This is a genomic window from Streptomyces sp. NPDC051217 (assembly GCF_044455465.1).
Classification (GTDB): domain Bacteria; phylum Actinomycetota; class Actinomycetes; order Streptomycetales; family Streptomycetaceae; genus Streptomyces.
In genome coordinates this window covers 90,600-113,254 of record NZ_JBITEV010000008.1, presented here as the reverse complement: position 1 = coordinate 113,254, position 22,655 = coordinate 90,600, and the positions used below count along the sequence as shown (strand labels likewise).

The following is a 22,655-nucleotide window of genomic DNA, read 5'->3' as shown; positions in this document are numbered from 1 at the left end:
TCTGCCCCGCCTCCCGTTCCAGAGGAAACCCACCATGCTCATGCCCGCAACGCGCCGGAAGACCGGCGGCAGGACCGGCGTCACCGCCCTTGTCCGTGCCGCGCTCCGTACCGCCGCCCTCCCCCTGCTCATGGCCCTCGCGATCGCCGGCCTGTGTACCGGACCCGCTCAGGCGGCCGACGGCGACGTCACCTGGACGGTCCGGACGGCCGCGAACGGGTACGGCGACGACCGGTCCAGCTACAGCTACACCGTCAGCCCCGGCGGACAGGTCAAGGACGCCATGGTCGTCGCCAACCGCGGCAAGACCCCGCTCGAACTCACCGTGTACGCCGCCGACGGATTCACGACCGACACGGGCCAACTCGACCTGCTCACCCGGGGCACGAAGTCCGTCGGCATCGGCGCCTGGGCCCACGCCGGCCGCGACAGCGTCGTGATCAAGCCCGGCAAGTCCGCCGAGATCCCCTTCACGGTCGGCGTCCCGGGCAATGCCACGCCCGGCGACTACGTGGGCGGCATTCTCACGTCCCTGAAACAGGCCGACGACGCCGAGGGCATCAACGTCGACCGGCGCCTGGGTATCCGCGTCAAGCTGCGGGTCAGCGGCGAGCTGAAGCCGAAGCTCGCGATCGAGAACCTCCGGGTGGACTACGAGGGTTCGGCCAACCCGTTCGCCAAGGGCGACGCCACCGTCACCTACACGATCCACAACACGGGCAACGCCCTGCTGTCGGGCCGTCAGGCGGTGTCGGTAGCGGGACCGTTCGGATGGCTGCGGGCCGAGGCGGGCGACATCGCCCCGCCGCCGGAACTGCTTCCGGGCGAGAGCTGGAAGATGAAGGTGCCCGTGCGCGGTGTGACGCCCGGAGTCAGCCTGTCCGCGACGGCGACCCTCACGCCCGTGCTCACCGAGGCGTCGGGCTCCACCGCCTCCCTCAAGCCGGTCGAGGCCACGGCGCACGGCTGGGCCGTCCCATGGACGCTGTTGCTGCTCGTCGTCGTACTGCTCGCGGCCGTCGTGGTCGCGCTCGTCCTCACCCGCCGCAGCCGCGCCCGCCGCAAGGCACGCGAGGACGCCCGCGTCCAGGACGCCGTCGAGGAGGCGCTGCGCGAGAAGGAGCGGACGGCTTAGGGCCTGTCTTTCGGATCAGGCCGGATCAGGGACCGCGAGCCCGGCAAGATCCGAAAGACAGGCCCTAGGGGAATTCCGTTACGGTCACGCCCCGCAGCTCGCGGTGGAGGCGGGAGGCGAGCATGCCGGGGTGTTGGGGTTTGCCGTACGGGGTGAGGGTGTCGGTGTCGGAGGTGTGCCAGCCGTGGTCGGTGAGGCGGTAGAGGGTGCCGGAGACGCCGTGGAGGTGGGGTTTGCGGACGCGGAGGACGGCGTGTTCGGTGTGGCGGAGGAAGGGGCACTGGCGCAGGGAGAGTTGGACGTGTTCTGCGCACAGGGGTGGCATGGAGGTGATGGACTTCTCCGGCCAGGTGGGGGGGCGAGTCCTCGCGGCGCCAGTCGATGAACAGCCAGCCGTGTTTGTCGCGGTCGGCCGGTTCCGCGCAGATTTGGCACAACAGCTGTTCCATGCAGGCGCGTTGGCGGGCCGGGTGCATGGAGTCGTAGCGGACGCGACCCGGTTCGGTGGGTTCCCCCATGCGGATCCACAGGTTCCCGTGCCGGTCGCGGTCCTCGGGGCGGGGGTGCGTGTACGCGAGCCGGGGCCCCTTCGGGCCGAACTCGACGGTCAACTCGGCTTTACGCGGGCCCTTGTCGGTGCTGCGCGCGGCGACGTACGGGGTGGCGTTGGTCATGGTTCTCACACCTCTCGGGTCGTGTTCGTCCCGTGGCCGCGCGTTCACAGCACCGCGCCCCGACTTCGGGCGTTGCGGCGGGAGTTCTCGGCGTGGAGCCGTTCCCTGGGCGTCGCGAGACGAAGATTTACGGGCTCCGCCTCCCACCCGTCCCCGCCACAGACGGGCCGCAGGAGCCAGCGCGGGCCGGTGACTCCTCTGAACTCACCAACGCGGTCAGCCGAGTTGGTGTCGACCACGAGCGTTCCGAGGGCCGGGGGGACCTGCTGTTCGGACACGGGCCGTTCCTCTCCGTAGTCGGTTCGCGCGCAAGGTCGATCTCGTGTTGGGCACGGTCGACAGCCCCGACTCGTTCGAGCGCGAATGGCATGACATGCGCCACGGTTCGCTGCTGGAGGGCTTTCCGGAGTACGTGGGGCATGAAGGTCGCGCAGCGGAGATCAGGCTGTTTGAGATCGGGATCATTCCCGGCTTGTTGCAAACGACCGCGTACGCAAGCGCGCTGGCGAACGGTGATGTGCGCCGGGGCGGCATCACCCCCGAACAGGCCGACGAGCGAGTCTCCGTTCTGGCGGAACGTCAGGCGACTCTCGTGCGCAACCGGCCCCCCACGCTTCTGGTGGTGATGGACGAGAGCTGCGTCCGTCGTCCGGTCGGCGGCGCCGAGGTCATGGCCGAGCAGCTTGAACGCCTGCTGGAATTCGTCGCGTTGCCGAATACCATGCTCCAAATCGCCCCGTATGCCATAGGCGAGCGACGACCGTTCAACCTGCCCGTCAACTTGCTCACGCTGCCGGACCGAACGGTGATCGCGTACGCGGAGTCACAGATGCAGGGGCACTTGGACCGCGAATCCACCTTCGTGCTGCCTGTGTTGTCGGACTACCATCAGTTGCAGGCCGAGTCGCTGTCGCAGACAGAATCCGTGGCCATGATCAATGAAGTACGAAAGGGCATCCCGTGACGACCACGACCAAGTCCCCCCGCTGGTTCACGTCCTCCTACAGCTCCAACGGCGGCAACTGCGTCGAGGTCGCCGCCAACCTCGCCGCCACCTCCGGTGTCGTCCCCGTCCGTGACTCCAAGGCCACGGCTGGTCCGGTTCTCCGCTTCCCGGCCGACTCGTTCGCTTCCTTCGTCGCGGGCGTCAAGGCCGGCGAGTTCCGCTCCGGCTGAGCGGGGCGGTCACGCGGCACGTGGGGGCAGGGCCGCCGGTCTATTGACGGCCGGTCACCGCGTCGCGACTATTGAGAGCGCTCCCTTTGTCGTGGACATGATCGGGAGGAACCTGATGTCCCCCAGGCGATGGATCGTCGGCATCGTTTCCCTCGGACTCCTCGGCACATGGGGATTCGGGCAGGTGACCGCCGCCGGACCCGCGGAAGCCGTCGCCGCGGTGACGGACGACCGGCCGTCCACGCTCGGCCGCCCACTCGTCGGCGGCGCCGACCCGAGCGTCATCAAGGTCGGCGACCTCTATGTCTCCGCCAAGTCCGTGGACGGCGGCATCGCGGTGCGGTCGGCCTCCACCATGGAGGGCGTCGCCACCGCGCCCAAGCACCAGGTGTGGCGGGACACCGGCGGCCTCGGCGAGGTCTGGGCCCCGGAGATCGTGCACCACGACGGTCAGTACCGCGTCTACTTCGCCGCCGGCACCGGTGCGGCGCACCGGATGTACCACATCAGCTCGGCCGCCCCGGACACCGGCTACTCCGCCGCCACCAAGGTCGCCCTGCCCAACGACAAATGGGCCATCGACGGGGTGCCACTGACATTCGGCGGCCAGCGCTGGTTCGTGTGGTCCGGCTGGTCCGGCGACACCAACGTCGAGCAGAACCTGTACATCGCCCGGATGAGCAGTCCCACCGCGGCCACCGGCGGTCGTTACGTCATATCGCAGCCGCGCGAGCCGTGGGAACGGGTCGTAGGCAACCCCTACATCAACGAGGCGCCGCAGCCGATCGTCGACCCCAACGGACAGTTGCACATCGTGTACTCCGCGAACGGCAGTTGGAGCAACCAGTACTGCCTCGCCGACCTGCGGCTGAGGGCCGGTGGCGATCCGGCGTACGTGTGGGACTGGTACAAGAGCAACGGCTGCCTGTTCGGCTCGCACGCCTCGACCATGATGGCGGGCTGGGACCCCACGCTGAACGTCGACGGTCCCGGCCACCACACCTTCGTCCTGCCGCGCGGCGACGTCGCCGCGGGCCCGCCGTCCGGCAACCGGTTCCCGACCATGTTCCACGCGGTCGCCAAGGGCACGCCGTACTCGTGGGCCAATCGCTACTGGTACAGCGGCACGGCCGTCTGGTGGGGCAACACCACGTACAGCCGGGCCAACGTCCCCGGCGCCACCTCCACCGTCGGGTTCAGCCTCAAGTTCTTCGAGTGAGAACCGTCCCCAGGCTGCGGCACGGTGGGGCTTCGTGTTCCGGCGGGCCCGGGTGGCTCTGAGAGACTGTGGGGGATGACCGGAACCGTACCCACCTCTTCCCTGCGGGCCCGCGCCGAGATCGATCTCGGGGCGCTCCGCGGCAATGTCCGCGCCTTGCGGGCGCGTCTCGCGCCCGGTGCCGGCCTCATGGCCGTGGTGAAGTCCGACGCGTACGGGCACGGGGCGCTGCCCTGCGCGCGGGCCGCCCTCGACGCCGGGGCGAGCTGGCTCGGGACCGCGACGCCGCACGAGGCGCTCGCGTTGCGTGCCGCCGGGATCCGGGCTCCGGTCCTGTGCTGGCTGTGGACCCCCGGCGACCCCTGGCGGCAGGCCATCGAGGCCGGCCTCGACATGTCCGTGAGCGGTATGTGGGCGCTGCGGGAGGTGACCGCCGCCGCGCGGGAGGCGGGGCGGGTCGCGCGGATCCAGCTCAAGGCCGACACCGGGCTCGGCCGCAACGGGTGCCAGCCCGCCGACTGGCCCGAACTCGTCGCCGCGGCCCGTGCCGCCGAGGTCGCGGGCACCGTCCGCGTCACCGGGCTGTGGTCGCACTTCGCCCGTGCGGACGAGCCGGGCGACCCCTCGATCGCCTCGCAGCTCCACCTGTTCCACGAGCTGGTCGCGTACGCGGAGAAGGCCGGTGTCGACCCCGAGGTCAGGCACATCGCGAACTCCGCCGCCGCCCTCACCGCCCCCGAGTCGCACTTCGATCTCGTACGGACCGGCATCGCCGTCTACGGCATCTCGCCCAGCGCCGAACTCGGCACCTCGGCGGAGCTCGGCCTGCGGCCCGTCATGACGCTCGCCGCGTCCGTGGCGCTGGTGAAGCGCGTACCGGAGGGACACGGCGTCAGTTACGGCCACCGGTACCGCACCCCCGCCGAGACGACCCTCGGGCTGATCCCCCTTGGGTACGCGGACGGCGTTCCGCGCCACGCGTCCGGCCGGGGCCCCGTACTCGTCGGCGGAAAGGTGCGGCGGGTGGCGGGGCGGGTCGCCATGGACCAGTTCGTCGTGGACCTCGGTACCGGCACGGACGCCGACGCGGTCCAGGAGGGCGCCCCCGCCGTCCTCTTCGGGCCCGGCGACCGGGGCGAGCCGACCGCCGCCGACTGGGCGGAGGCGGCCGGCACCATCGCGTACGAGATCGTGACCCGTATCGGTCCCCGTGTTCCCCGCGTCCATGTGAATGGGCAGGAAGGGCATGAGGACGGGGCCGCCGGAGACCGGGACGGCGCGGGACATCGAGAAGCGGGAGCGGGACGTTGAGCGAGAGCAACGCGGGGGACATCGCGGGGGACATCGCGGGGAACATGGTGTCGGCCGCCGCCGACGCCGCCAAGGCCGCGACCACCGGCGGCACCTGGCGGCTGGCCGGCATCGCCGGTACGGCGATAGGAGTGATCGCCGCCGGGGCCGCGGCCGGCGTCGCGATCGAGCGGATGACGGTCGGCCGCGGCATACGTAAGAAGGCCCGGCTGGCGCTCGACTCGACGGGACCGTACGGCTCCCTGCGCGGCACCCCCGGCAGGGCCCTCGCCGACGACGGCACCGAGCTGTACTTCGAAGTGGACGACGTCGACCCCGAGTCCGGCGCGGGTACCCCGCGCCGCCGCAGACTCTTCGGCCGTAAGGCCCCGGCACCCGTCACCGTGGTCTTCAGCCACGGCTACTGCCTCAACCAGGACTCCTGGCACTTCCAGCGCGCCGCGCTGCGGGGGCTCGTGCGAACCGTCTTCTGGGACCAGCGCAGCCACGGCCGCTCGGGCCGGGGCACGGCGCAGCAGGGGCCGGACGGTGTCGCCGTCTCGATCGACCAGCTCGGCCGCGACCTCAGGGCGGTCATCGACGAGGCGGCGCCCGAGGGCCCGCTCGTCCTCGTCGGCCACTCCATGGGCGGCATGACGATGATGGCCCTCGCGAGCAACTTCCCCGAGTTCGTACTCGATCGGGTCGTCGGCGCCGCGTTCGTCGGCTCCTCCAGCGGCAAGCTCGGCGAGGTCAGCTTCGGGCTGCCGGTGGCGGGCGTGAACGCCGTACGCCGTGTACTGCCCGGCGTCCTGAAGGCCCTCGGCTCGCAGACCGAACTGGTCGAGCGCGGGCGGCGCGCCACCGCCGATCTCTTCGCGGGCCTGATCAAGCGCTACTCGTTCAGCTCGAAGGACGTGGACCCGGCGGTCGCGCGGTTCGCCGAGCGGCTGATCGAGGGGACGCCGATCGACGTGGTGGCGGAGTTCTACCCGGCGTTCACCGAGCACGACAAGTCGGACGCGCTGCCGGTCTACATGGAGGTCCCGGTGCTGGTGCTGGCCGGGGACCGCGATCTCATCACGCCCAGTTCGCACAGCGAGGCCATGGCGGACCTGCTGCCGGACTCCGAGCTGGTCATAGTGCCGGACGCGGGCCATCTGGTGATGCTGGAGCATCCGGAGGTCGTCACGGACCGGCTCGCCGACCTGCTGGTACGGGCGGGTGCCGTGCCCGCAACCACTAACGTGGGTTCGTATGGAAGCACCGCACAGCCCGGCGGCTGAGGCCGGCACGGGCCCCGCCCCCGCCGCCCGTGACACCGCCGATGTCAGCCCCCGCGTCACCGCTCGTCTCACCGTCGACTCACCCGAGCGGATGAGCGAGCTGGGCCGGGGGCTCGCCGGTCTGCTGCGCCCCGGCGATCTGGTGATGCTCACCGGCGAGCTCGGCGCGGGCAAGACGACGCTGGCCCGTGGCCTGGGCGCGGGGCTCGGCGTACGCGGCGCGGTCACGTCCCCGACCTTCGTCATCGCCCGGGTGCACCCCTCCCTGACCTCGGGCCCGCCGCTCGTGCACGTGGACGCGTACCGGCTCGGCGGCGGTCTCGACGAGATGGAGGACCTGGACCTCGACGTGTCGCTGCCGGACTCGGTGGTGGTCGTGGAGTGGGGCGAGGGGAAGGTCGAGGAGCTGTCGGACGACCGGCTCCAGGTGGTGATCGACCGCGTCCTCGGGGACGGAACCGGTACGGATCCGCTCGCCGCGCGGGAGCACGACCGGCGTGTGGTCACCCTCACCGGGATCGGCACGCGCTGGTCGGACGTGGACCTGACCGCGATCACCGCGTGAACCGGTCCGATGTGACCTGAGTCACGCTCTCCGCGTCGATTCCGACGCGATGTCGGTAAACTGTTGCCTATGCCGTGCGGCCGTGGTCACATGGTGGACGAGACTTGGTTAGGTCTGCCTAACCAGCCTGCCCCCGGAGCCTCAGGAGGCATCCATGTCGGCAACAGAGAGCACCGAAGCGCGACCGTCGGAGCCGACGACCCCGTCCGCGGACCCGTCGTCCGTGTCGATGAGCGATCTGCTGGCGTCGTGCGCGGCCGCCAGTGCCGTGTCGACCCCGCCGGCCGAGTCCCGCGCGGACGAGGGCGACGAAGCGGCGTAACCAGGCCGGCCTAGGGCCTGTCCGGCGGATCTTCGCGGGCACGGCCACAATTTCACCTCGGGGCAGCGGGTTCATTGAACCCGGCGTGCCCCCGCGCCGCGGGCCCACACCCCATGAGGTCAGTGGGACCAGCGGCGTCACCCGGGAATTGGGTCCGCGCCGACTGCGGGTCGGCGGACGGCCAGGGTCACAGGAAGCGGCGGACGGGCAGCACGGTCAGCTCACGGGTGCGCTGAAGGACGGAGCGTCTCTTCCATCGGCCCGGCCGGATCAGTTCACTCACCGACAGGTCCTGGTCGAAGTGCTCGTCGAGCGTCGCGGTGAACTCCTCGTCCAGCACGGCGAGCATGACTTCCTCGTCGTGCTCCAGGGAACGCCGGTTGAAGTTGGTCGAGCCGATCAGAGCGGCCACCCGGTCCACGGTGATGACCTTCGCGTGCATCATCGTCGGCTGGTAGTGGTAGATCTTCACTCCGCAGGCGGTGAGGTCCTCGTAGAAGTGCTGCCCGGCCAGCTGGCAGACCCGCTTGTCGGTGTGCGGTCCCGGCAGCACGATCTCCACCGCCACTCCGCGCCGCGCGGTGGCGCAGAGCAACTCGACGAAGTAGGCGTCCGGAGAGAAGTACGCGGTGGCCAGCCGGAAACGTTCCTCGGCCGATTCGAGCATGACGCGGATCAGGGTCTGCATGTCCTGCCAGCCGAAGCTCGCCGAGCCGCGAACCACCTGTACCACCGCGCCGCCGTGGGGGCGGTGTTCGACGAACCGGTCGTGGTCGTCGAAGAGTTCGTCGTGGCACTCGGCCCAGTTCTGGGCGAAGGCGGCGGCGATACCGTCCACCGCGGGTCCGCGGACCTCGACGTGGGTGTCGCGCCACTCGTGCTCGTTGCGGGCGTTGCCGCACCATTCCTCGGCGATCCCCACCCCGCCGGTGAACGCCGTTTCCTCGTCGACGACCAGGACTTTGCGGTGGCAGCGGTGGTTCTGTTTGAAGGGGGAGAGATACAGCGGTTTGCGGAACCAGGCCACCTGCACCCCGGCCTGTTCCATCGCCTCCAGCTGGTCCTTCTCGATCAGCCGGCTGCCGAAGCCGTCCAGCAGCAGCCGCACCCGTATCCCGGCCCGTGCGCGATCCGCCAGCGCCTGGGCGAACTGGTGGGCTATGTCGCCCTTCCAGTACACGAACGTCATCATGTCCACCGTGTGCTGGGCGGAACGGATGCCCCCCAGCATCGCGGCGAAGATCTCGTCACCGTTGCGCAGCGGGATCAGCGCGTTGCCCTCGGTCGCCGCGATGCCTATCAGCCGCTCCAGACGCCGGCGTATCCGCACGGCGCGGTCGCCCGCCGATGGCAGGTTCCGTGCGGCGGAGGTGCCTGGGGCCTGCTTCGGCGGATCCTGCCTACCGGTCATGACGTCACCTGGCCGGCAGGGAGAGGAATCAGGGCCCGGGCCCGGTCCGGCGCGGGCTGGCGGCAGCCGACTCTACTCCTCGGCCCGAAGCCGCTGGGCGCCTCGGTGACGTACACGACAGCCGGTACGCGCGCACCGCTGACGCGGCCGGAATCAAGATCCCCCGCCACCCGCCAATGTCCGTTCGGATACTCCCCGAGGACCGTTACGGGACGACGACGACCTTCGAACCGACCGTCGCGAACGTCCACATCGCGTCGCCGTCCGCCGGTGTCATCCGCACGCCGCCCGTCCTCAGATTCGGGTCCGGCTTCGCCATCGTCCCGTCCACCGCCGCGCTGAAGCCGATCGCGACCTGGTCGACGCTGGCGAACCGCACCACGTGCTCGATGTCCACGCCGTCCGATCCGGTGATCTGCCCGGAGCGCGAGGTGACCTGATACGTGCCCGGCGGCGGGCTCACCGTGCTCGGCATGACCCCGAAGGTGCGCGGCTTCGCACCCGCCTTGCCCACCAGCCACACGCGCTTGGCGGTCAGCGCGTAGACGACGCGCTGACCGGTGCCCGACCGCGCGGGCACCGCGTGCGCGTCCTTCTTCTTCTCCTTGGCGGCGGGGGAGCCGGATGCCGAGGAGCCCGGCTTCTTGGGCGACGCGAGCTCGTCCGGCACGTTCGCCGACGCCTGGTACGCGAGGAAACCGACGGCGGCCACGGCCAACGCGGTGAGCCCGGCCACAAATCCCGAGCTGCTCCTGGACACCTGGATCCACCTCTCGTACGTACGTGTGCGTGGTGACGTTAGCAGCAGCCGACGGGGCGGCCGGGCTGCCGTGCCCGGCCCCAGGGGCCACCGGGGGAGCCGTAGGCTGTTTGTGTGCTCCTGCTCGCCGTTGATACCGCCACGCCCGCCGTCACCGTCGCCCTCCACGACGGTGTCTCCGTCCTCGCCGCCGAGAGCCAGGTCGACGCCCGGCGGCACGGCGAGCTGCTGCTGCCCGCCGTCGACCGCGTCCTGGCCGGGGCCGGTCTCGCGCTCGGGGCGGTGACGGACCTGGTCGTGGGCGTGGGCCCCGGCCCGTACACCGGACTGCGCGTCGGCCTGGTCACCGCCGCGGCCTTCGGCTCGACGCTCGGGGTCCCGGTCCACGGCCTGTGCACGCTGGACGGACTCGCGTACGCCGCCGGGCTCGACGAGCCCTTCGTGGTCGCGACGGACGCGCGCCGCAAGGAGGTCTACTGGGCGCGGTACGCCGACTCCCGTACGCGGCTGACCGAGCCCGCCGTCGACCGGCCCGCCGACATCGCGGCCGAGCTGGCGGGGCTGCCGGTCGTCGGGGCGGGCGGCACGCTCTACCCGGAGGCGTTCGGGGACGCGCGCGGGCCCGAGCACCAGTCGGCCGCCGCGCTCGCGTCACTGGCCGCCGAGAGACTCGCGGCCGGCGACGGCGACGCGTTCCTCCCCGCGCTGCCCCTCTATCTGCGCCGTCCCGACGCGCAGGTGCCCAAGAACTACAAGGTGGTCACCCCGAAGTGACCGATACGACCCTGCGCGAGATGCGCTGGTGGGACATCGAGGCCGTGCTCGCCCTGGAGCACGAGCTGTTCCCCGAGGACGCCTGGTCACCGGGCATGTTCTGGTCCGAGCTGGCCCACGCGCGAGGCCCCGCCGCCACCCGCCGTTATGTGGTCGCCGAGGCCGACGACGGCCGCCTCGTCGGCTACGCCGGGCTCGCCGCCGCCGGTGGCCTCGGCGACGTACAGACCATCGCCGCCGCCCGCGACCGCTGGGGGAGCGGGCTCGGCTCGCGGCTGCTCACCGATCTCCTCCAGCACGCCACCGCCTTCGAGTGCGAGGAGGTACTGCTCGAAGTGCGGGTGGACAACCCCCGCGCGCAGAAGCTGTACGAGCGGTTCGGCTTCGAGCCCATCGGCTTCCGCCGGGGCTACTACCAGCCGGGCAACGTCGACGCCCTCGTCATGCGCCTCTCCATGCACGACGAGCGGGGCGTCCCCAGACAAGGAACAGAGATCAATGGCTGACGAACCTCTCGTCCTCGGCATCGAGACCTCGTGCGACGAGACGGGCGTGGGCATCGTCCGCGGTACGACCCTGCTCGCCGACGCCATCGCCTCCAGCGTCGACGAGCACGCGCGCTTCGGCGGCGTCGTCCCCGAGGTCGCCTCCCGCGCGCACCTGGAGGCGATGGTGCCGACGGTCGAGCGTGCGCTGAAGGAGGCCGGGGTGAACGCCCGCGACCTCGACGGGATCGCGGTCACGGCCGGTCCCGGGCTGGCCGGGGCGCTGCTGGTCGGGGTGTCGGCCGCGAAGGCGTACGCGTACGCGCTCGGCAAGCCCCTCTACGGCGTGAACCACCTCGCCTCGCACATCTGCGTCGACCAGTTGGAGCACGGGCCGCTGCCCGAGCCCACGATGGCGCTGCTGGTCAGCGGCGGGCACTCGTCGCTGCTGCTCGCGCCGGACATCACCGCCGACGTACGGCCCATGGGCGCGACCATCGACGACGCGGCGGGCGAGGCCTTCGACAAGATCGCGCGCGTGCTTCAACTGGGCTTCCCCGGCGGCCCGGTGATCGACCGGCTCGCGCGCGAGGGCGACCCGGCGGCGATCGCGTTCCCGCGCGGACTCACCGGTCCGCGCGACGCGCCGTACGACTTCTCCTTCTCCGGGCTCAAGACGTCGGTCGCACGCTGGATCGAGGCGAAGCGGGCGGCGGGCGAGGACGTTCCCGTACGGGACGTGGCCGCGTCCTTCCAGGAGGCGGTGGTGGACGTGCTGACGCGAAAGGCGGTGCGCGCCTGCAAGGACGAGGGCGTGGACCACCTGATGATCGGCGGCGGCGTCGCCGCCAACTCGCGGCTGCGCGCGCTGGCCGCAGACCGGTGCGAGCGGGCGGGCATCCGGCTGCGGGTGCCGCGGCCCGGACTCTGCACGGACAACGGCGCGATGGTCGCCGCGCTCGGCGCCGAGATGGTGGCGCGGAACCGGCCCGCGTCGGACTGGGACCTGTCGGCGGACTCCTCACTGCCGGTGACGGAGACCCACGTACCGGGCCGGAATCATCATCACGACCATGTGCACGAGGCCGGCAAGGAGAACCTCTACTCGTGACCGTCGCGCTGATGTGGGAGGCCAAGGCCGCGCCCGGCCGGGACGCCGAACTGCTGGAGTGGGCCCGTGCGCGGGCTCTCGCCCCCGCCCCCCGGCGCCGCGAGACGCTCACCGCGCCCGGCGGCCGGGTGCTGGTGATGACCTGGTGGGACGCGCCGTACGACGCGGACCTGCCCGAGATCCCGGAGCCGGCCGACGACCTGGTGGCGCGGGCCGTGCACCGCTGGCGGTTCGAGACGGCCGACTGAATCCCGGTCCGCGAACCGCCGCGAGGAATTTCGGAAGAGGAAGAACTTCGGAAGAAAATATCGCGGCGTGTGTCGATCCGGGGCCGGTCCGTTCGACGCGAGGGTGAGAGGCGGGGAACAGCCCGCCACCACACACCGAGGAGTCACCATGCCGCGCTTCATGACCCTGATCCACCTCGACGAGTCCAACCAGCCGGCCGAGGGCCACAGTGCCGAACTGGGCGAGCGGATGGGGAAGCTGGCCGAGGAGATGAACAAGGCCGGCGCCATGCTGGAGACCGGCGGGCTGTACCCGTCCGCCGAGGGCACCCGGGTGACCTGGTCGGGCGGCAAGCTGTCGGTCACCGACGGGCCGTTCACCGAGTCCAAGGAGGTCATCGGCGGGTACTCGATCGTCCAGGCCAAGACACAGGCCGAGGCCGTCGAGTGGGCCAAGCGGTTCCTCCAGATCCACGAGGAGTACTGGACCCTGACCGCCGAGACCCGCCAGATCGCCGAATAGCCGTCGTCCCCCGCGTCCGTTTGCCGTCCGTCCGCCCCGGTGTTCTGATGGGTGGCCGTGACGGCAGACGGCGAGGGCGGCGGCAGCGCGGGCGCGGTGGAAGCGGTATTCAGGATCGAGCAGTCCAGGATCATCGCCGCCGTCGCACGCGTCGTACGCGATGTCGGCATCGCCGAGGAACTGGCGCAGGACGCCCTGGTCGCCGCCCTGGAACAGTGGCCGGAGTCGGGGGTTCCTGACAATCCCGGTGCGTGGCTCATGGCCACGGCCAGGCGCCGTGCCATCGATCTCGTACGCCGCCGCGAGACGTACGCGCGCAAGCTCGCCGAGGTCGGCCGCACCCTTGAGGACACGGCTGCGCCGCCCGAGCCCGCCGAGGCGGACGACATCGACGACGACCTGCTGCGGCTCGTCTTCGTCTCCTGCCACCCGGTCCTGTCCACCGAGGCGCGCGTCGCCCTCACGCTGCGGCTGCTCGGCGGCCTCACCACGGAGGAGATCGCCCGCGCCTTTCTGGTGCCGGAGCCGACCGTCGCGCAGCGCATCGTGCGCGCCAAACGCGGCCTCGCCAAGGCGGGCGTCCCCTTCGAGGTGCCGTACGGCGCCGAGCGCGAAGCGCGCTTGGCGTCCGTGCTGGAGGTCATCTACCTCGTCTTCAACGAGGGCTACTCCGCCACCGCCGGGGACGACCTGCTGCGCCCCGGCCTGTGCGAGGACGCGCTGCGGCTCGCGCGCGTACTGGGCGGGCTGATGCCCAAGGAGCCCGAAGTGCACGCCCTGGGGGCCCTGTTGGAGCTTCAGGCGTCCCGTATCGCCACCCGTACCGGCCCCGACGGCGCGCCCGTCCTGCTCGCCGACCAGAACCGCGCCCGCTGGGACCGGCTGCTGATCCGCCGTGGCGTGGACGCCCTGACCCGGGCGAGCGCGCTGGACGGCGTCCCCGGCCCGTACGCACTCCAGGCGGCGATCGCCGCGTGTCACGCGGGGGCGGCGACGTACGAGTCCACCGACTGGGCCACGATCGCCGCGCTGTACGGGCGGCTCGCCGCGCTCACTCCCTCGCCCGTCGTGGAGCTGAACCGCGCGGTCGCCGTCTCGATGTCCGAAGGGCCGGAAGCGGGCCTGGCGCTGGTCGACGCGCTGGCGGCGGTGCCCGCGCTCAAGGGCTACCACCTGCTGCCGAGCGTGCGCGGGGATCTGCTGGCGAGGCTGGGGCGTACGGAGGAGGCGCGGGCCGAATTCGTACGGGCGGCGGGGCTGACCCGCAACGAACGGGAGCGCACGCTCCTGGAGGAGCGGGCAGCCGGGCTCTGAGCCCGCTCGCCCGCCGCGGACACGGCCTAGCCCTCGGGCAGCGTCTCGCCCGTCTCCAGCATCGTCTTGAGGCTCGACAGCAGCGCAGGCCAGCCCTCACTGACGCTCGACAGGATGGTGGACCCGGGCGCGAAGCCGTCGTGGATCACGGTCAGCTTGACCATGGCGCCCATCGGCTCGATCTCGAACGTCACCTTCGACCGCTCCTCGGCCGCCGCCCTGGCCCGGTACTCCTCGCCGAGGCCCGTCGCCTCCGCGAACTCCGGCGTCATGGTGTGCCAGGTGTAGGAGAGTCGGCGGTACGGCTCCGACTCCAGCACGACCTGCTCGGGGTCGGTGATCTTCACCCCGAACTGCTCCCAGGACATCTCCGACCCGGCCCGCCAGTCCGACTCGAACGTCACGCCCCAGTAGCGGGTGGTGAACGCCGGGTCGGTCAGGGCCCCCCAGAGCTTCTCGGGTGTGGTCCTGATGTAGGTGCGGTAGACGAACGCGGTGTCGCCGCTGTCGTTCGTGGTCATGGTGCTGCCCTCCAGTGCCGTTTTCAGGTCCGCGAGGGCGCTCGCCCGCCCGCGGTCGTACTTGTTCATCCAGCGGTCGGCGATGGCGTTGATCGGCACGGCGTTGAGGTAGTGGAGCTTCTCCCTGCCGCGCCGCACGGTGGTGACGAGATTCGCCGCTTCGAGCACCGCCAGGTGCTTGCTGACCGACTGCCTGGCCATGTCGAGCTCGGCGCACAGCTCCCGCAGGCTCTGCCCGTTGCGGGCGTCGAGACTGTCCAGCAGGCGTCGCCGGCCGGGGTCGGCCAGCGCTTTGAAGACTTCGTCCATCACGCGTCACCCTCGACCTCGATACGCAGCCATTCAGCTGCCTATAATTTAGGCAGCCTGGTGGCTGCATGTCAATCGGTACGGGCTTCTCTCGTGGACCGCTGGTGGTGATCCCCGGTCGGTCCTGTGATGATCACGGGCGATAACCTCCCCGGATGTTCCGTCGTGCGCCGTTACCGCCCCCGCCGCCGCCCGCGCACCTGCGTGACTGGCCCGACCGTGAGGCGCTGCTCGCGGAGCGTGCGGCCGCGATGACGGAGTTGCAGCGGCGCGGCCTCTCCGTCGTGCGGATGCTGCGGCTCTGGTCGCTGGGGCTCGGCGCGGGGATGGGGTGGGTCCTGTTCAGCCTCGGGCTCGGCCATTTCGAGGACCGGACCGCCGACTACATCACTGGGCTGGTCGAACTGGTCCTCGGCGTGATCGTCATGGTCCCCGCGGTGATCGGCGCCGGATTCGGCGTCGCCAGGGACCGCACCGCGCGCGAGAGGCTCGACGCCTGGGCCGGGCTGGCGCCGGATCCCCGGAACGACCACCGGCTGCGGGCGGGCGCCCGGAGCGGGGTGTGGCTGGGAATGTCCGTCGCGCTGTGTGTCGTAGGGCTGGGGCTGGCCCTGACCGGCGGGGGCCGGCCGGACTCCGCGGGCCTCGGAGAGGTGGCGTATCTCGTCGGGATCGGCGTGATAGCGCTGGTCATCGGCGTGCTCGGCGCGATCCGGGCCTTACTCCACCAGAGGTGGGCCGGGCACGTACTGAGCCCGGCGCCCGAGCGCGGACGCGGCGGCGCCCACCGCTGAAAATGTGATTTTCGGGACCTGAGTGACGCGTGATGCCCGGATGTGTCCCGAAGTCGCCCCCCGCTCTCTGAGGCCGTTCCTACGCCGTCCGTTCTATCCTGGGTGGAACGCATGCGCCAATTCATTGGGTGAAGGGGCGGCGGATGAACTGGCTCTGGTGGATTTTCGTCTTCTTCATGGTCGGTGGCTTCAGCTGGGTCGCCGATACGGGTCGGAGCGCGCTGCGCACCCGGCACGAGCGAAGAGTGGAGCGCATCAAGCTCGTCGAGGGCGGCCGGCTCGCCCTGGAGGAGTCACACAAGCCGCCGGAGCCCGTCTGCGGGTGTTCGCACCATCTCGCCAAGCACGACAAGCAGGGCAAGTGCCACGAGAACGTGGAAGTGGCGACGGCCTGGGACGAGAACAAGAAGCCGAAGCGGTACGAGCTGGCGCAGTGCAACTGCCAGCAGTACGTCGGACCGCAACCGCTGTCGCGGATATACGCGGACGAGATCACGGACCTGGACCAACTGCTTCTCGACGCCCAGATCAAGGACGCGGAGCTGAGGGCCGGTGGGCCGAGGGCGCCGAAGACATCGGAGACGTCCGAGACGGCTGAGATGCCTGAGATGTTGAAGAAGAAACCGGAGGAGTCCAAGGCGCCAGGGGACAAGGACCAGGACCAGGGCTGAAGGGCGCCACCGGGGGGTTCGGGTCGGCGCGCCCTCAGGTGCTCGGCGCGCCGTTGACCGCCGCGAACAGCACCAGAGGCTCCTCCGCGTCCATCTGCCCCACCCCGACGGAGACCCGGCGCCCGCCCACCTGCCACGTCTGAAGGTCGCCGAAATAGCCCAGGTCGAACAGGGCCGCGTAGAACGGCGGCACCGGCTCCCCGGCCAGGTGCTGGTCGCCGTACTCCTCCAGCCCGACGGTCAGGTGCGCGCCCCACCGGGCGTCGAGGGCGAGTACGACTCCCCAGAGCTCGGTCTCGTACTCGTCGGTGACGGCCGCGTGGAGTTCGCCGTCCTCGTCCTCGTAGAAGTCGGGGCTGACCCGTAGCGCGACGATCGCGAAGTCCGCCCCCGCGCCGGACCGGCCCGGGTCGACGCCGTCCGGCCAGGGCGGGGCGTACGGCGCGGTGGCGATCCGTACGACGGCGGCGGTCCGCGCGTCGACCGCCGCCTTGAATTCGAGCGGGTCGCGTCCCGGTTCCGGAGCCCCCGAGGTCACAGCTTCGGCCGGTCCGCCGGCGTGGGCAGCGGTGCCAGCGCCCCCGCGTCGGCGAGCGTCTTGTGCGCCGCGAGCACCGCGTCCGTGGTGGTACCGATATCCAGTACGACTCCGCCGGGCCCGGCTGCCAGGCGTGGCGCGGCCAGGTCCGCGGGCACCCGCGCGGCCCGGTTCGCCGACACGAAGACGGACCAGCCGCAGCGCGGATGCGAGGCCCGCAGGCCGTACGCGGACTTCAGCGCGTTGAACAGCTCGCGGTCGTGCGCGCTCCCGGTGTCCGCGTCCCAGACGTCGGCCACGGCGGCCAGAGCCTCGGGGAGCCGGTCCGCGAGCGGCGCGGCGGCGTCCGGGGAGCCGGGGAGGAGCAGCAGCGCCGCGCTGAACGGGGTGTATCCGTCCGTACCGCCCGCCCCCACCTTGAGCTGCGCGTATCCGCCGTCCTGGCGCCGGGCCACGACGACAGCCGTCCGGCCGATGATGTCCGCGTCGTCGTGCGGGTTGGCCGCCTCGATCGCCGCGGCGAAGGCGCCGAGGTCGTCCGGCACGGCGGCGCCGGGCGCGGCGCCGTCGGTGTCCCACCGCCACTCGGCCAGGTCACCCGCCGACAGGTCGGTCAGCCGCCCCAGCAGGTCCAGCCAGCGCCCGGCCAGTTCCTGGGAGGACTCGGGCCTGGGTCCCCAGGACGCCTTCACGATGGTTTCGCTCGCCATGCTCGACACTCCCGACACTCCGATCGTGCTCCTGCTTCCCGCTTCTCACTTCTCCCAGGGCGTGTGAACGACGTCCACGTCCACCCCAGCATCGTCGAACGCCTTCTGCGCGGCGTCGGCGGCCTGCTTGTTGGAGAAGTTCCATTCAACCGGCTTGCCGTTCGCCGCCCGCACCTGGCGCCGTGCCTGTTCGACCCACTTGGTGGCCTGTGCGGGTTCCAGAGTGCCATTCGGACGGACCTTGCCCCCATAGCCGAACTTCGCCTCCTTGTACTTCTGCCCGGCGGAGTCCCAGCCGTCGAAGTCGACGTCGCGGCCGGTGTCCGGGTCCTTCACCGCGTACTCCTTGCCGCGCTTGACCCCGGAGACCTGCTCCTGGAACCGCATCCAGCGTTCCATCGCGGGGTTGTACGCGACCGACTTCTTCGTTTTCCACTTGCCGTCGCCGAGGTCGGCGGAGCCCTTGCGGGGGTTCTTCAGGTCGCCGTACCAGGACGGCTTCTTCCACTTGGAGACCGCCTTGCGGCCGGCCTCCTTCTGCGCTTCCTTCGCCGCGTCTGCGTCCTTCTTGGCCTGCTCGGCGGCGTCGATCTCCTCCTGGCTCGCGCCGTCGCACTTCTTCTCGAACGGCAGGAGTACGGGGACGCCGTTCGCCCGGTAGACCGCCACGGTCCGCCCGGCGGCGTTGACACCGCCGCTGAGCGAGGGTGCTCCAGCGCCGGAGCCGCCGGGCCCGCCCGGGAGCCGGCCGCCGATCGGGCCGGAGCTGATCACACAGCCCTTCTCCGCCAGCTCCTTCCGGGCGTCGTCGGCGTGCTTCCGGGCCTCCGCCGCCGCCTCGTCGGCCGCCTTGACGTCGCCCTTCTCCGCGGCCTTCCGGGCCCGGTCGGCGGCCTCCCTCGCCTTGTCCGCCGCCTTGCCCAGTTTCCCGAGCTTGCCCAACTTGCCGATCTTGCCGAGTTTTCCGCCGACCTTCGCCGCGTTGTAGCCGGGGATGAAGATCGACCCGACGTTCCAGACGACGTCGGTGACCGCCCGCGTCTTCTCGCCGTTGTTCCACCGGTCGCGGACCTCGTCGCCGACGAACATGTCGTCGCCGACGCTGACGACCGTGTTCACGGACGCGCCGCCCCAGTCGGTCAGCGCGTCGAAGTAGTCGCCCTTCGCCCACTTGTCGCCCGCGTCCTTGGCGTCCTGCGACCACTCGTCGCCCAGGCCGCTGCCGTAGTCCTTCAGCCCGTCCCAGGTGCCGCCCGGGTCGGTGACCAGGTCCCAGACGCCGGTGACGTCGCCCCAGAAGCCGTCCACGGCAACGCCCTTGACGACCTGGGTGATCCGGTCGCCCGCGCACGAGAAGAAGCCCCAGCCTCCGCAGTCCTCCTTCTCCTCCCCGTCGTCTCCGTTGTCGGCGGCGGCCTGGTCCTCGTCCCATCCCGGTTCGTCGGCGGCGGCGTCGTTCCGGTCCTCGTCGGTCTCGACGCCCACGGGGACGGTGCCGCCGTTCTCGCCGTCCTGCGGATCGCCGGGGTCGCCGGGGTCGCCGGGGTCGCCAGGGTTCCCGGGGTCTGCCGGGTCACCCTGGTCGCCGCCGGGTTCGTCCTGGCCGTCGCCCGCCTCGACCGAGTCGCCGTCGGCGGCCGGGCACGCCGTGCCCGTGATCGAACAGACCGCGGACTGGAGGCCGCTGGATATCTGCCCGCCGACGCCGCTCACCGTGAGCCCGACGATGATCGCGGCGACGAGGACGAACAGCCCGAGGTATTCGAGCGCCGTCTGGCCCCCGTCACTCCGCCACCTGATGAACCGGGCGAACGAGAACCGCCGGCGCTCCGCCCGCCGTTCCACGGCGAGCCTTGTCCACTCCCGGCTCTCGGAACGGCTCAGGAAGATGAGGATCAGTACGGGCAGTAGCAGTTGAGTGAAGCCCTGGAAGGAGCCCTCGGTGATGTTGGAGATGCCTCCGGCGACCAGCCACGCCTGTACGGCGATCAGCGCTCGCCACTCCCACACCCCGCCGGTCCACAGCCGCCGGGACAGCAGCCAGCCGGCCGTACCGGGCGCCGCCGCCCACACGACGAGGCCGATCAGCTCCGCGTCGACCGCGTCGGCGTCGGCGGCGGAGAGAAGCAGGCCGACCCCGCCCAGTACGGTGAAGCCGAAGAGCGCGTGGATCAACCACCGGGCGACTTGCAGCAGTTGGGGCATGTCGCGCCGCCCGGACGGATCGGGCGGTGTCCACGCGCCGTCGTACGTCGATGCTCCCCCGTAACCAGCCATTCCGAGCTCCCAACCACCTTCACGAACCGCGGCGTTCAGGCGACACGTGTCAGGCCGCCCCTCGGCGGAGCCTATGACCTGAACACGTCAGCGCGCATGGGCCCAGAGACCCAAAACCCTCTCAAATGTGCTCTGCCACAAGGCGGTTCGGGGTGATTGGCGAGGAGCGGAGACGGTGGGAACAGGCCCTGAATGGCCGGGACTCACGCCCTCCCGGCGGGTCTGCCGAGCAGCATCGTCGGCGCGCCGGCGACCCGGGTGAGGAAGACCGTGGCCGAATTCCGGCCCTTGAGCTTCATCTTCCGCCGCAGCTCCTCCGGTTCGACCGGCGAGCCGCGCTTCTTGACCGTCAGGATGCCGACCCCGCGCTCGCGGAGCAGGGCCTTGAGCCGCTTGAGGCTGAAGGGCAGTTCGTCGGTGATCTCGTAGGCGGTCGCGTACGGCGTCGGGCGTGCCTCGTCCGCCGTGATGTACGCGATCGTCTCGTCGATCAGCCCGCCGTCCAGCTCGTCGGCGGCCTCGGCGACCAGATGGGCGCGGATGACGGCGCCGTCCGGCTCGTACAGATAGCGGCCGACCTTTCTGACCCGAGGGTCCGGCAGTCCGCGGCCGGTGAGAGTGACTCCCGCCGGGAGCAGGGTGGCGCGCCGGGCGCCGGGCGTGACCCGGCCGGGGCCGTCGGAGGCGGTCGCGTCGTGCCAGAGCACCGCCTCCTTGACGTCGCCGCCGTCGGAGATCCACTCGGCCTCGAAATCGTCGGGCACCAGCTCGTGCGGGATGCCCGGCGCGATCTTGATGCCACCCGCGCCGACCTCACGTACCGCCCCGATCGCCCAGGACAGCGGCGGCGAGTACGCCTCCGGGTCGAAGATCCGCCCCCGGCCGCCGCGCCTCGCCGGGTCGATGAACAGGGCGTCAGGGGTGGGCGCGGCCGTCAGGTCGTACGTCATGACGTCCGCGCACACGACGGTCGGCGGCGGGGCGTCGGGCGCGAGCGTACGGACGTTGTGCGCGGCGATCTCGCAGGCCGCCGGGGAACGGTCGACGGCGGTCACGGCGAACCCCGCGCGGGCCAGCTCGATCGCGTCGCCGCCGATGCCGCAGCACAGATCCGTGATCCGCGCCGGGCGCCCGCCCGCGCGACCCCCGGCCGTGGAGCCGATGTCCCGGAACCGGGCCGCCCGGTGGGCGGCGACCGAGGTGCGGGTGGCCTGCTCGACGCCGTCCGGCGTGAAGTACATGCGGTACGCGTCACGCTCGCCGAATTTCACGACCGCGCGCTGTCGCAGCCGGGCCTGCGCGAGGGCCGACGAGACCAGCTCGGCGGGGTGGTCGCGGCGCAGCCGGGTCGCCAGGGCCAGCTCCCGCGCGGGGTCGTAGTCGCGAAGGGCGGCGAGGAGGGCCTGGCCCTCCTCGGAGAGGAGCGGGGACAGGGGTGCGGGGGTGCGGTCGTTCACCGGGCCATTGTGGGCCGGCCGGGGGACCGCCATCGCTCCCACGGCGGTGTCGGCCGGGCACGTGGACCGGGCGCTGACAGGATGCGGCGCCATGCAACTAGTACGACAAAACGAAGATAAAGCCTCGGAGCTACTGAAAAGACACCCGGGCGGACGGGCGCGCACCGTGGCCGCCGTACTCCTGATCGCCGCGCTCGCCGCCGCCTGTGCGGGGGAGTCCGGCGACCGTAACGGCAATGGCGCCGGCGGGCGGAGCGGGGACGGGGGCGGCGGTGGCGGTGGACCCGTGGAGTCCGCCCCCGGGAAGCCCGGCCGGGCCGGGCCCGGCGCCGAGGCCGCCAAGAAGGCCGACGCCGCCGCTGTCGTCCATGCCCAGGCGCTGCGCGCGGTGGCCGCCAAGAAGTGGAAGCTCGCCAAGACCCCGCTCGCCGCGCCCCCGCCGCCCGCGGTGAAGCCGCGGATCACCACCCGCAAGGGCTTCGAGGTCACGGGCGGCGCGACGCTGCCGCCGGTCTTCACCGCCGTCCCGACGAAGGAGAAGATCGTCTTCCTGACGATCGACGACGGCGCCGAGAAGGACCCCGAACTGCTGCGGATGATGGGCGAGTTGAAGATCCCGTACAGCGCCTTCCTCAGCGACTACGTCATCAACGACAACTACGCCTACTTCAAGAAGATGCAGTCCCGCGGCGTCTCCCTGCACAACCACACCCTCACCCACCCCTACCTTCCCGGGCTCTCCTACAAGGAGCAGAAGCGGGAGATCTGCGGCCAGCAGGAGAAGATCAAGAAGCGGTACGGGAAGCGGCCCGAGCTCTTCCGGCCGCCGTACGGCAACTACGACGCCGACACCCTGCGCGCCGCCAAGTCCTGCGGCGTCAAGGCGGTCCCTCTGTGGTCGTCCGAGGCGTTCCCCGACCACATGGAGTGGCGCGAGTGGGACCGGAACCTGCATCCCGGTGACATCGTCCTCACGCACTTCCGCGGGAAGGAGGACTGGAAGGGCTCGATGCCCGACATGATCCGGCACGTCATGAAGACGATCACGGACAAGGGCTACGCGGTGGCGAAGCTGGAGGACTACGTCTAGTTCACCGGCCCGCGGC

25 protein-coding genes and 1 pseudogene are annotated in these 22,655 nt (G+C 71.2%); 17 read left to right on the top strand and 9 right to left on the bottom strand.

The annotated features are described in order from the left end of the window. Positions 1-34: 34 nt before the first annotated feature. On the top strand, positions 35-1,135 hold the full coding sequence (locus ACIBBB_RS19560) for a WxL protein peptidoglycan domain-containing protein (RefSeq protein ID WP_398983579.1): 1,101 nt from the start codon (positions 35-37) through the stop codon (positions 1,133-1,135). Positions 1,136-1,199: 64 nt separating this feature from the next. Here the strand turns inward: ACIBBB_RS19560 and ACIBBB_RS19555 are convergent, their stop codons facing one another. Next, positions 1,200-1,460 carry a hypothetical protein gene (locus tag ACIBBB_RS19555; protein ID WP_398983577.1) on the bottom strand — a complete coding sequence of 87 codons (261 nt, stop codon included), beginning with the start codon at positions 1,458-1,460 and terminating at the stop codon, positions 1,200-1,202. Positions 1,461-1,853: 393 nt separating this feature from the next. Beyond that, positions 1,854-2,087 (bottom strand): hypothetical protein, encoded by a 234-nt coding sequence (locus ACIBBB_RS19550; RefSeq protein WP_398983575.1) that lies wholly within the window; start codon positions 2,085-2,087, stop codon positions 1,854-1,856. A 44-nt stretch (positions 2,088-2,131) separates the two neighbouring features. On the opposite strand from ACIBBB_RS19550, the gene ACIBBB_RS19545 reads away from it, so the two are divergent. From ACIBBB_RS19545 to ACIBBB_RS19515, 7 genes are all read left to right on the top strand, one after another. Further along, complete coding sequence (locus tag ACIBBB_RS19545) at positions 2,132-2,773, top strand: DUF5753 domain-containing protein (protein WP_398983573.1); 642 nt, start codon at positions 2,132-2,134, stop codon at positions 2,771-2,773. Then, positions 2,770-2,985: a DUF397 domain-containing protein gene (locus ACIBBB_RS19540; RefSeq protein WP_398983571.1), complete on the top strand. Its 216-nt coding sequence runs from the start codon at positions 2,770-2,772 to the stop codon at positions 2,983-2,985. Before ACIBBB_RS19545 ends, ACIBBB_RS19540 begins: the two co-directional genes overlap by 4 nt. A 115-nt stretch (positions 2,986-3,100) precedes the next feature. Then, positions 3,101-4,204, top strand: coding sequence for a glycoside hydrolase family 43 protein (locus tag ACIBBB_RS19535; protein WP_398983569.1), 1,104 nt, complete (start codon positions 3,101-3,103; stop codon positions 4,202-4,204). A gap of 75 nt (positions 4,205-4,279) precedes the next feature. Then, the gene (gene alr / locus ACIBBB_RS19530) at positions 4,280-5,515 is read left to right on the top strand and encodes an alanine racemase (RefSeq protein ID WP_398983567.1); all 1,236 of its coding nucleotides are present in this window, start codon (positions 4,280-4,282) and stop codon (positions 5,513-5,515) included. Beyond that, entirely contained in the window at positions 5,512-6,780 is a 1,269-nt protein-coding gene (locus ACIBBB_RS19525; RefSeq protein ID WP_398983565.1) for an alpha/beta fold hydrolase, read from the top strand. The genes alr and ACIBBB_RS19525 overlap by 4 nt, the downstream gene beginning before the upstream one ends. Beyond that, positions 6,752-7,345 (top strand): tRNA (adenosine(37)-N6)-threonylcarbamoyltransferase complex ATPase subunit type 1 TsaE, encoded by a 594-nt coding sequence (gene tsaE / locus ACIBBB_RS19520; RefSeq protein WP_398983563.1) that lies wholly within the window; start codon positions 6,752-6,754, stop codon positions 7,343-7,345. Before ACIBBB_RS19525 ends, tsaE begins: the two co-directional genes overlap by 29 nt. A gap of 154 nt (positions 7,346-7,499) precedes the next feature. Continuing rightward, positions 7,500-7,667 (top strand): hypothetical protein, encoded by a 168-nt coding sequence (locus ACIBBB_RS19515; protein WP_398983560.1) that lies wholly within the window; start codon positions 7,500-7,502, stop codon positions 7,665-7,667. A gap of 187 nt (positions 7,668-7,854) precedes the next feature. Here the strand turns inward: ACIBBB_RS19515 and ACIBBB_RS19510 are convergent, their stop codons facing one another. Together ACIBBB_RS19510 and ACIBBB_RS19505 are read right to left on the bottom strand one after the other, a co-directional pair. Further along, entirely contained in the window at positions 7,855-9,078 is a 1,224-nt protein-coding gene (locus ACIBBB_RS19510) for a phosphatidylserine/phosphatidylglycerophosphate/cardiolipin synthase family protein (RefSeq protein WP_398983558.1), read from the bottom strand. A gap of 205 nt (positions 9,079-9,283) precedes the next feature. Continuing rightward, positions 9,284-9,814: a hypothetical protein gene (locus ACIBBB_RS19505; RefSeq protein ID WP_398983941.1), complete on the bottom strand. Its 531-nt coding sequence runs from the start codon at positions 9,812-9,814 to the stop codon at positions 9,284-9,286. A 138-nt stretch (positions 9,815-9,952) separates the two neighbouring features. Between ACIBBB_RS19505 and tsaB the strand changes: the two genes are divergently transcribed. The 6 genes from tsaB to ACIBBB_RS19475 all read left to right on the top strand — a co-directional run bounded on the left by tsaB (position 9,953) and on the right by ACIBBB_RS19475 (position 14,272). Further along, positions 9,953-10,612: a tRNA (adenosine(37)-N6)-threonylcarbamoyltransferase complex dimerization subunit type 1 TsaB gene (gene tsaB, locus ACIBBB_RS19500; protein ID WP_398983556.1), complete on the top strand. Its 660-nt coding sequence runs from the start codon at positions 9,953-9,955 to the stop codon at positions 10,610-10,612. A gap of 20 nt (positions 10,613-10,632) precedes the next feature. Continuing rightward, positions 10,633-11,118, top strand: a complete 486-nt coding sequence (rimI, locus tag ACIBBB_RS19495) for a ribosomal protein S18-alanine N-acetyltransferase (RefSeq protein WP_398983939.1) — start codon at positions 10,633-10,635, stop codon at positions 11,116-11,118. Continuing rightward, positions 11,111-12,208, top strand: a complete 1,098-nt coding sequence (tsaD, locus tag ACIBBB_RS19490; RefSeq protein ID WP_398983554.1) for a tRNA (adenosine(37)-N6)-threonylcarbamoyltransferase complex transferase subunit TsaD — start codon at positions 11,111-11,113, stop codon at positions 12,206-12,208. Before rimI ends, tsaD begins: the two co-directional genes overlap by 8 nt. After that, complete coding sequence (locus ACIBBB_RS19485; RefSeq protein ID WP_398983552.1) at positions 12,205-12,456, top strand: hypothetical protein; 252 nt, start codon at positions 12,205-12,207, stop codon at positions 12,454-12,456. The genes tsaD and ACIBBB_RS19485 overlap by 4 nt, the downstream gene beginning before the upstream one ends. Before the next feature lie 148 nt (positions 12,457-12,604). After that, a complete protein-coding gene (locus ACIBBB_RS19480) occupies positions 12,605-12,958 on the top strand; it encodes a YciI family protein (protein WP_398983550.1) in 354 nt (117 codons plus the stop codon). Positions 12,959-13,009: 51 nt separating this feature from the next. Then, on the top strand, positions 13,010-14,272 hold the full coding sequence (locus tag ACIBBB_RS19475) for an RNA polymerase sigma factor (RefSeq protein ID WP_398983547.1): 1,263 nt from the start codon (positions 13,010-13,012) through the stop codon (positions 14,270-14,272). Between the two features lie 26 nt (positions 14,273-14,298). Here ACIBBB_RS19475 and ACIBBB_RS19470 read toward each other — a convergent pair whose 3' ends face one another. Then, positions 14,299-15,102 (bottom strand): ArsR/SmtB family transcription factor, encoded by an 804-nt coding sequence (locus ACIBBB_RS19470; RefSeq protein WP_398983545.1) that lies wholly within the window; start codon positions 15,100-15,102, stop codon positions 14,299-14,301. A 155-nt stretch (positions 15,103-15,257) separates the two neighbouring features. Between ACIBBB_RS19470 and ACIBBB_RS19465 the strand changes: the two genes are divergently transcribed. Further along, on the top strand, positions 15,258-15,896 hold the full coding sequence (locus ACIBBB_RS19465; RefSeq protein WP_398983543.1) for a hypothetical protein: 639 nt from the start codon (positions 15,258-15,260) through the stop codon (positions 15,894-15,896). Between the two features lie 143 nt (positions 15,897-16,039). Next, a pseudogene (locus ACIBBB_RS19460) lies at positions 16,040-16,396 on the top strand (hypothetical protein); the annotation flags it as partial. 205 nt (positions 16,397-16,601) lie between these two features. Here the strand turns inward: ACIBBB_RS19460 and ACIBBB_RS19455 are convergent. The 4 genes from ACIBBB_RS19455 to ACIBBB_RS19440 form a co-directional block, all read right to left on the bottom strand. Continuing rightward, positions 16,602-17,105, bottom strand: a complete 504-nt coding sequence (locus ACIBBB_RS19455) for a hypothetical protein (protein WP_398983541.1) — start codon at positions 17,103-17,105, stop codon at positions 16,602-16,604. Further along, positions 17,102-17,815, bottom strand: coding sequence for a hypothetical protein (locus tag ACIBBB_RS19450; protein WP_398983539.1), 714 nt, complete (start codon positions 17,813-17,815; stop codon positions 17,102-17,104). Before ACIBBB_RS19450 ends, ACIBBB_RS19455 begins: the two co-directional genes overlap by 4 nt. Before the next feature lie 45 nt (positions 17,816-17,860). Next, positions 17,861-20,092, bottom strand: coding sequence for a Tox-REase-5 domain-containing protein (locus ACIBBB_RS19445; protein WP_398983537.1), 2,232 nt, complete (start codon positions 20,090-20,092; stop codon positions 17,861-17,863). A 203-nt stretch (positions 20,093-20,295) separates the two neighbouring features. Beyond that, positions 20,296-21,582 carry a methyltransferase domain-containing protein gene (locus ACIBBB_RS19440; protein WP_398983937.1) on the bottom strand — a complete coding sequence of 429 codons (1,287 nt, stop codon included), beginning with the start codon at positions 21,580-21,582 and terminating at the stop codon, positions 20,296-20,298. Between the two features lie 58 nt (positions 21,583-21,640). Between ACIBBB_RS19440 and ACIBBB_RS19435 the strand changes: the two genes are divergently transcribed. Beyond that, positions 21,641-22,639, top strand: a complete 999-nt coding sequence (locus ACIBBB_RS19435) for a polysaccharide deacetylase family protein (RefSeq protein ID WP_398983534.1) — start codon at positions 21,641-21,643, stop codon at positions 22,637-22,639. Positions 22,640-22,655: the final 16 nt, after the last annotated feature.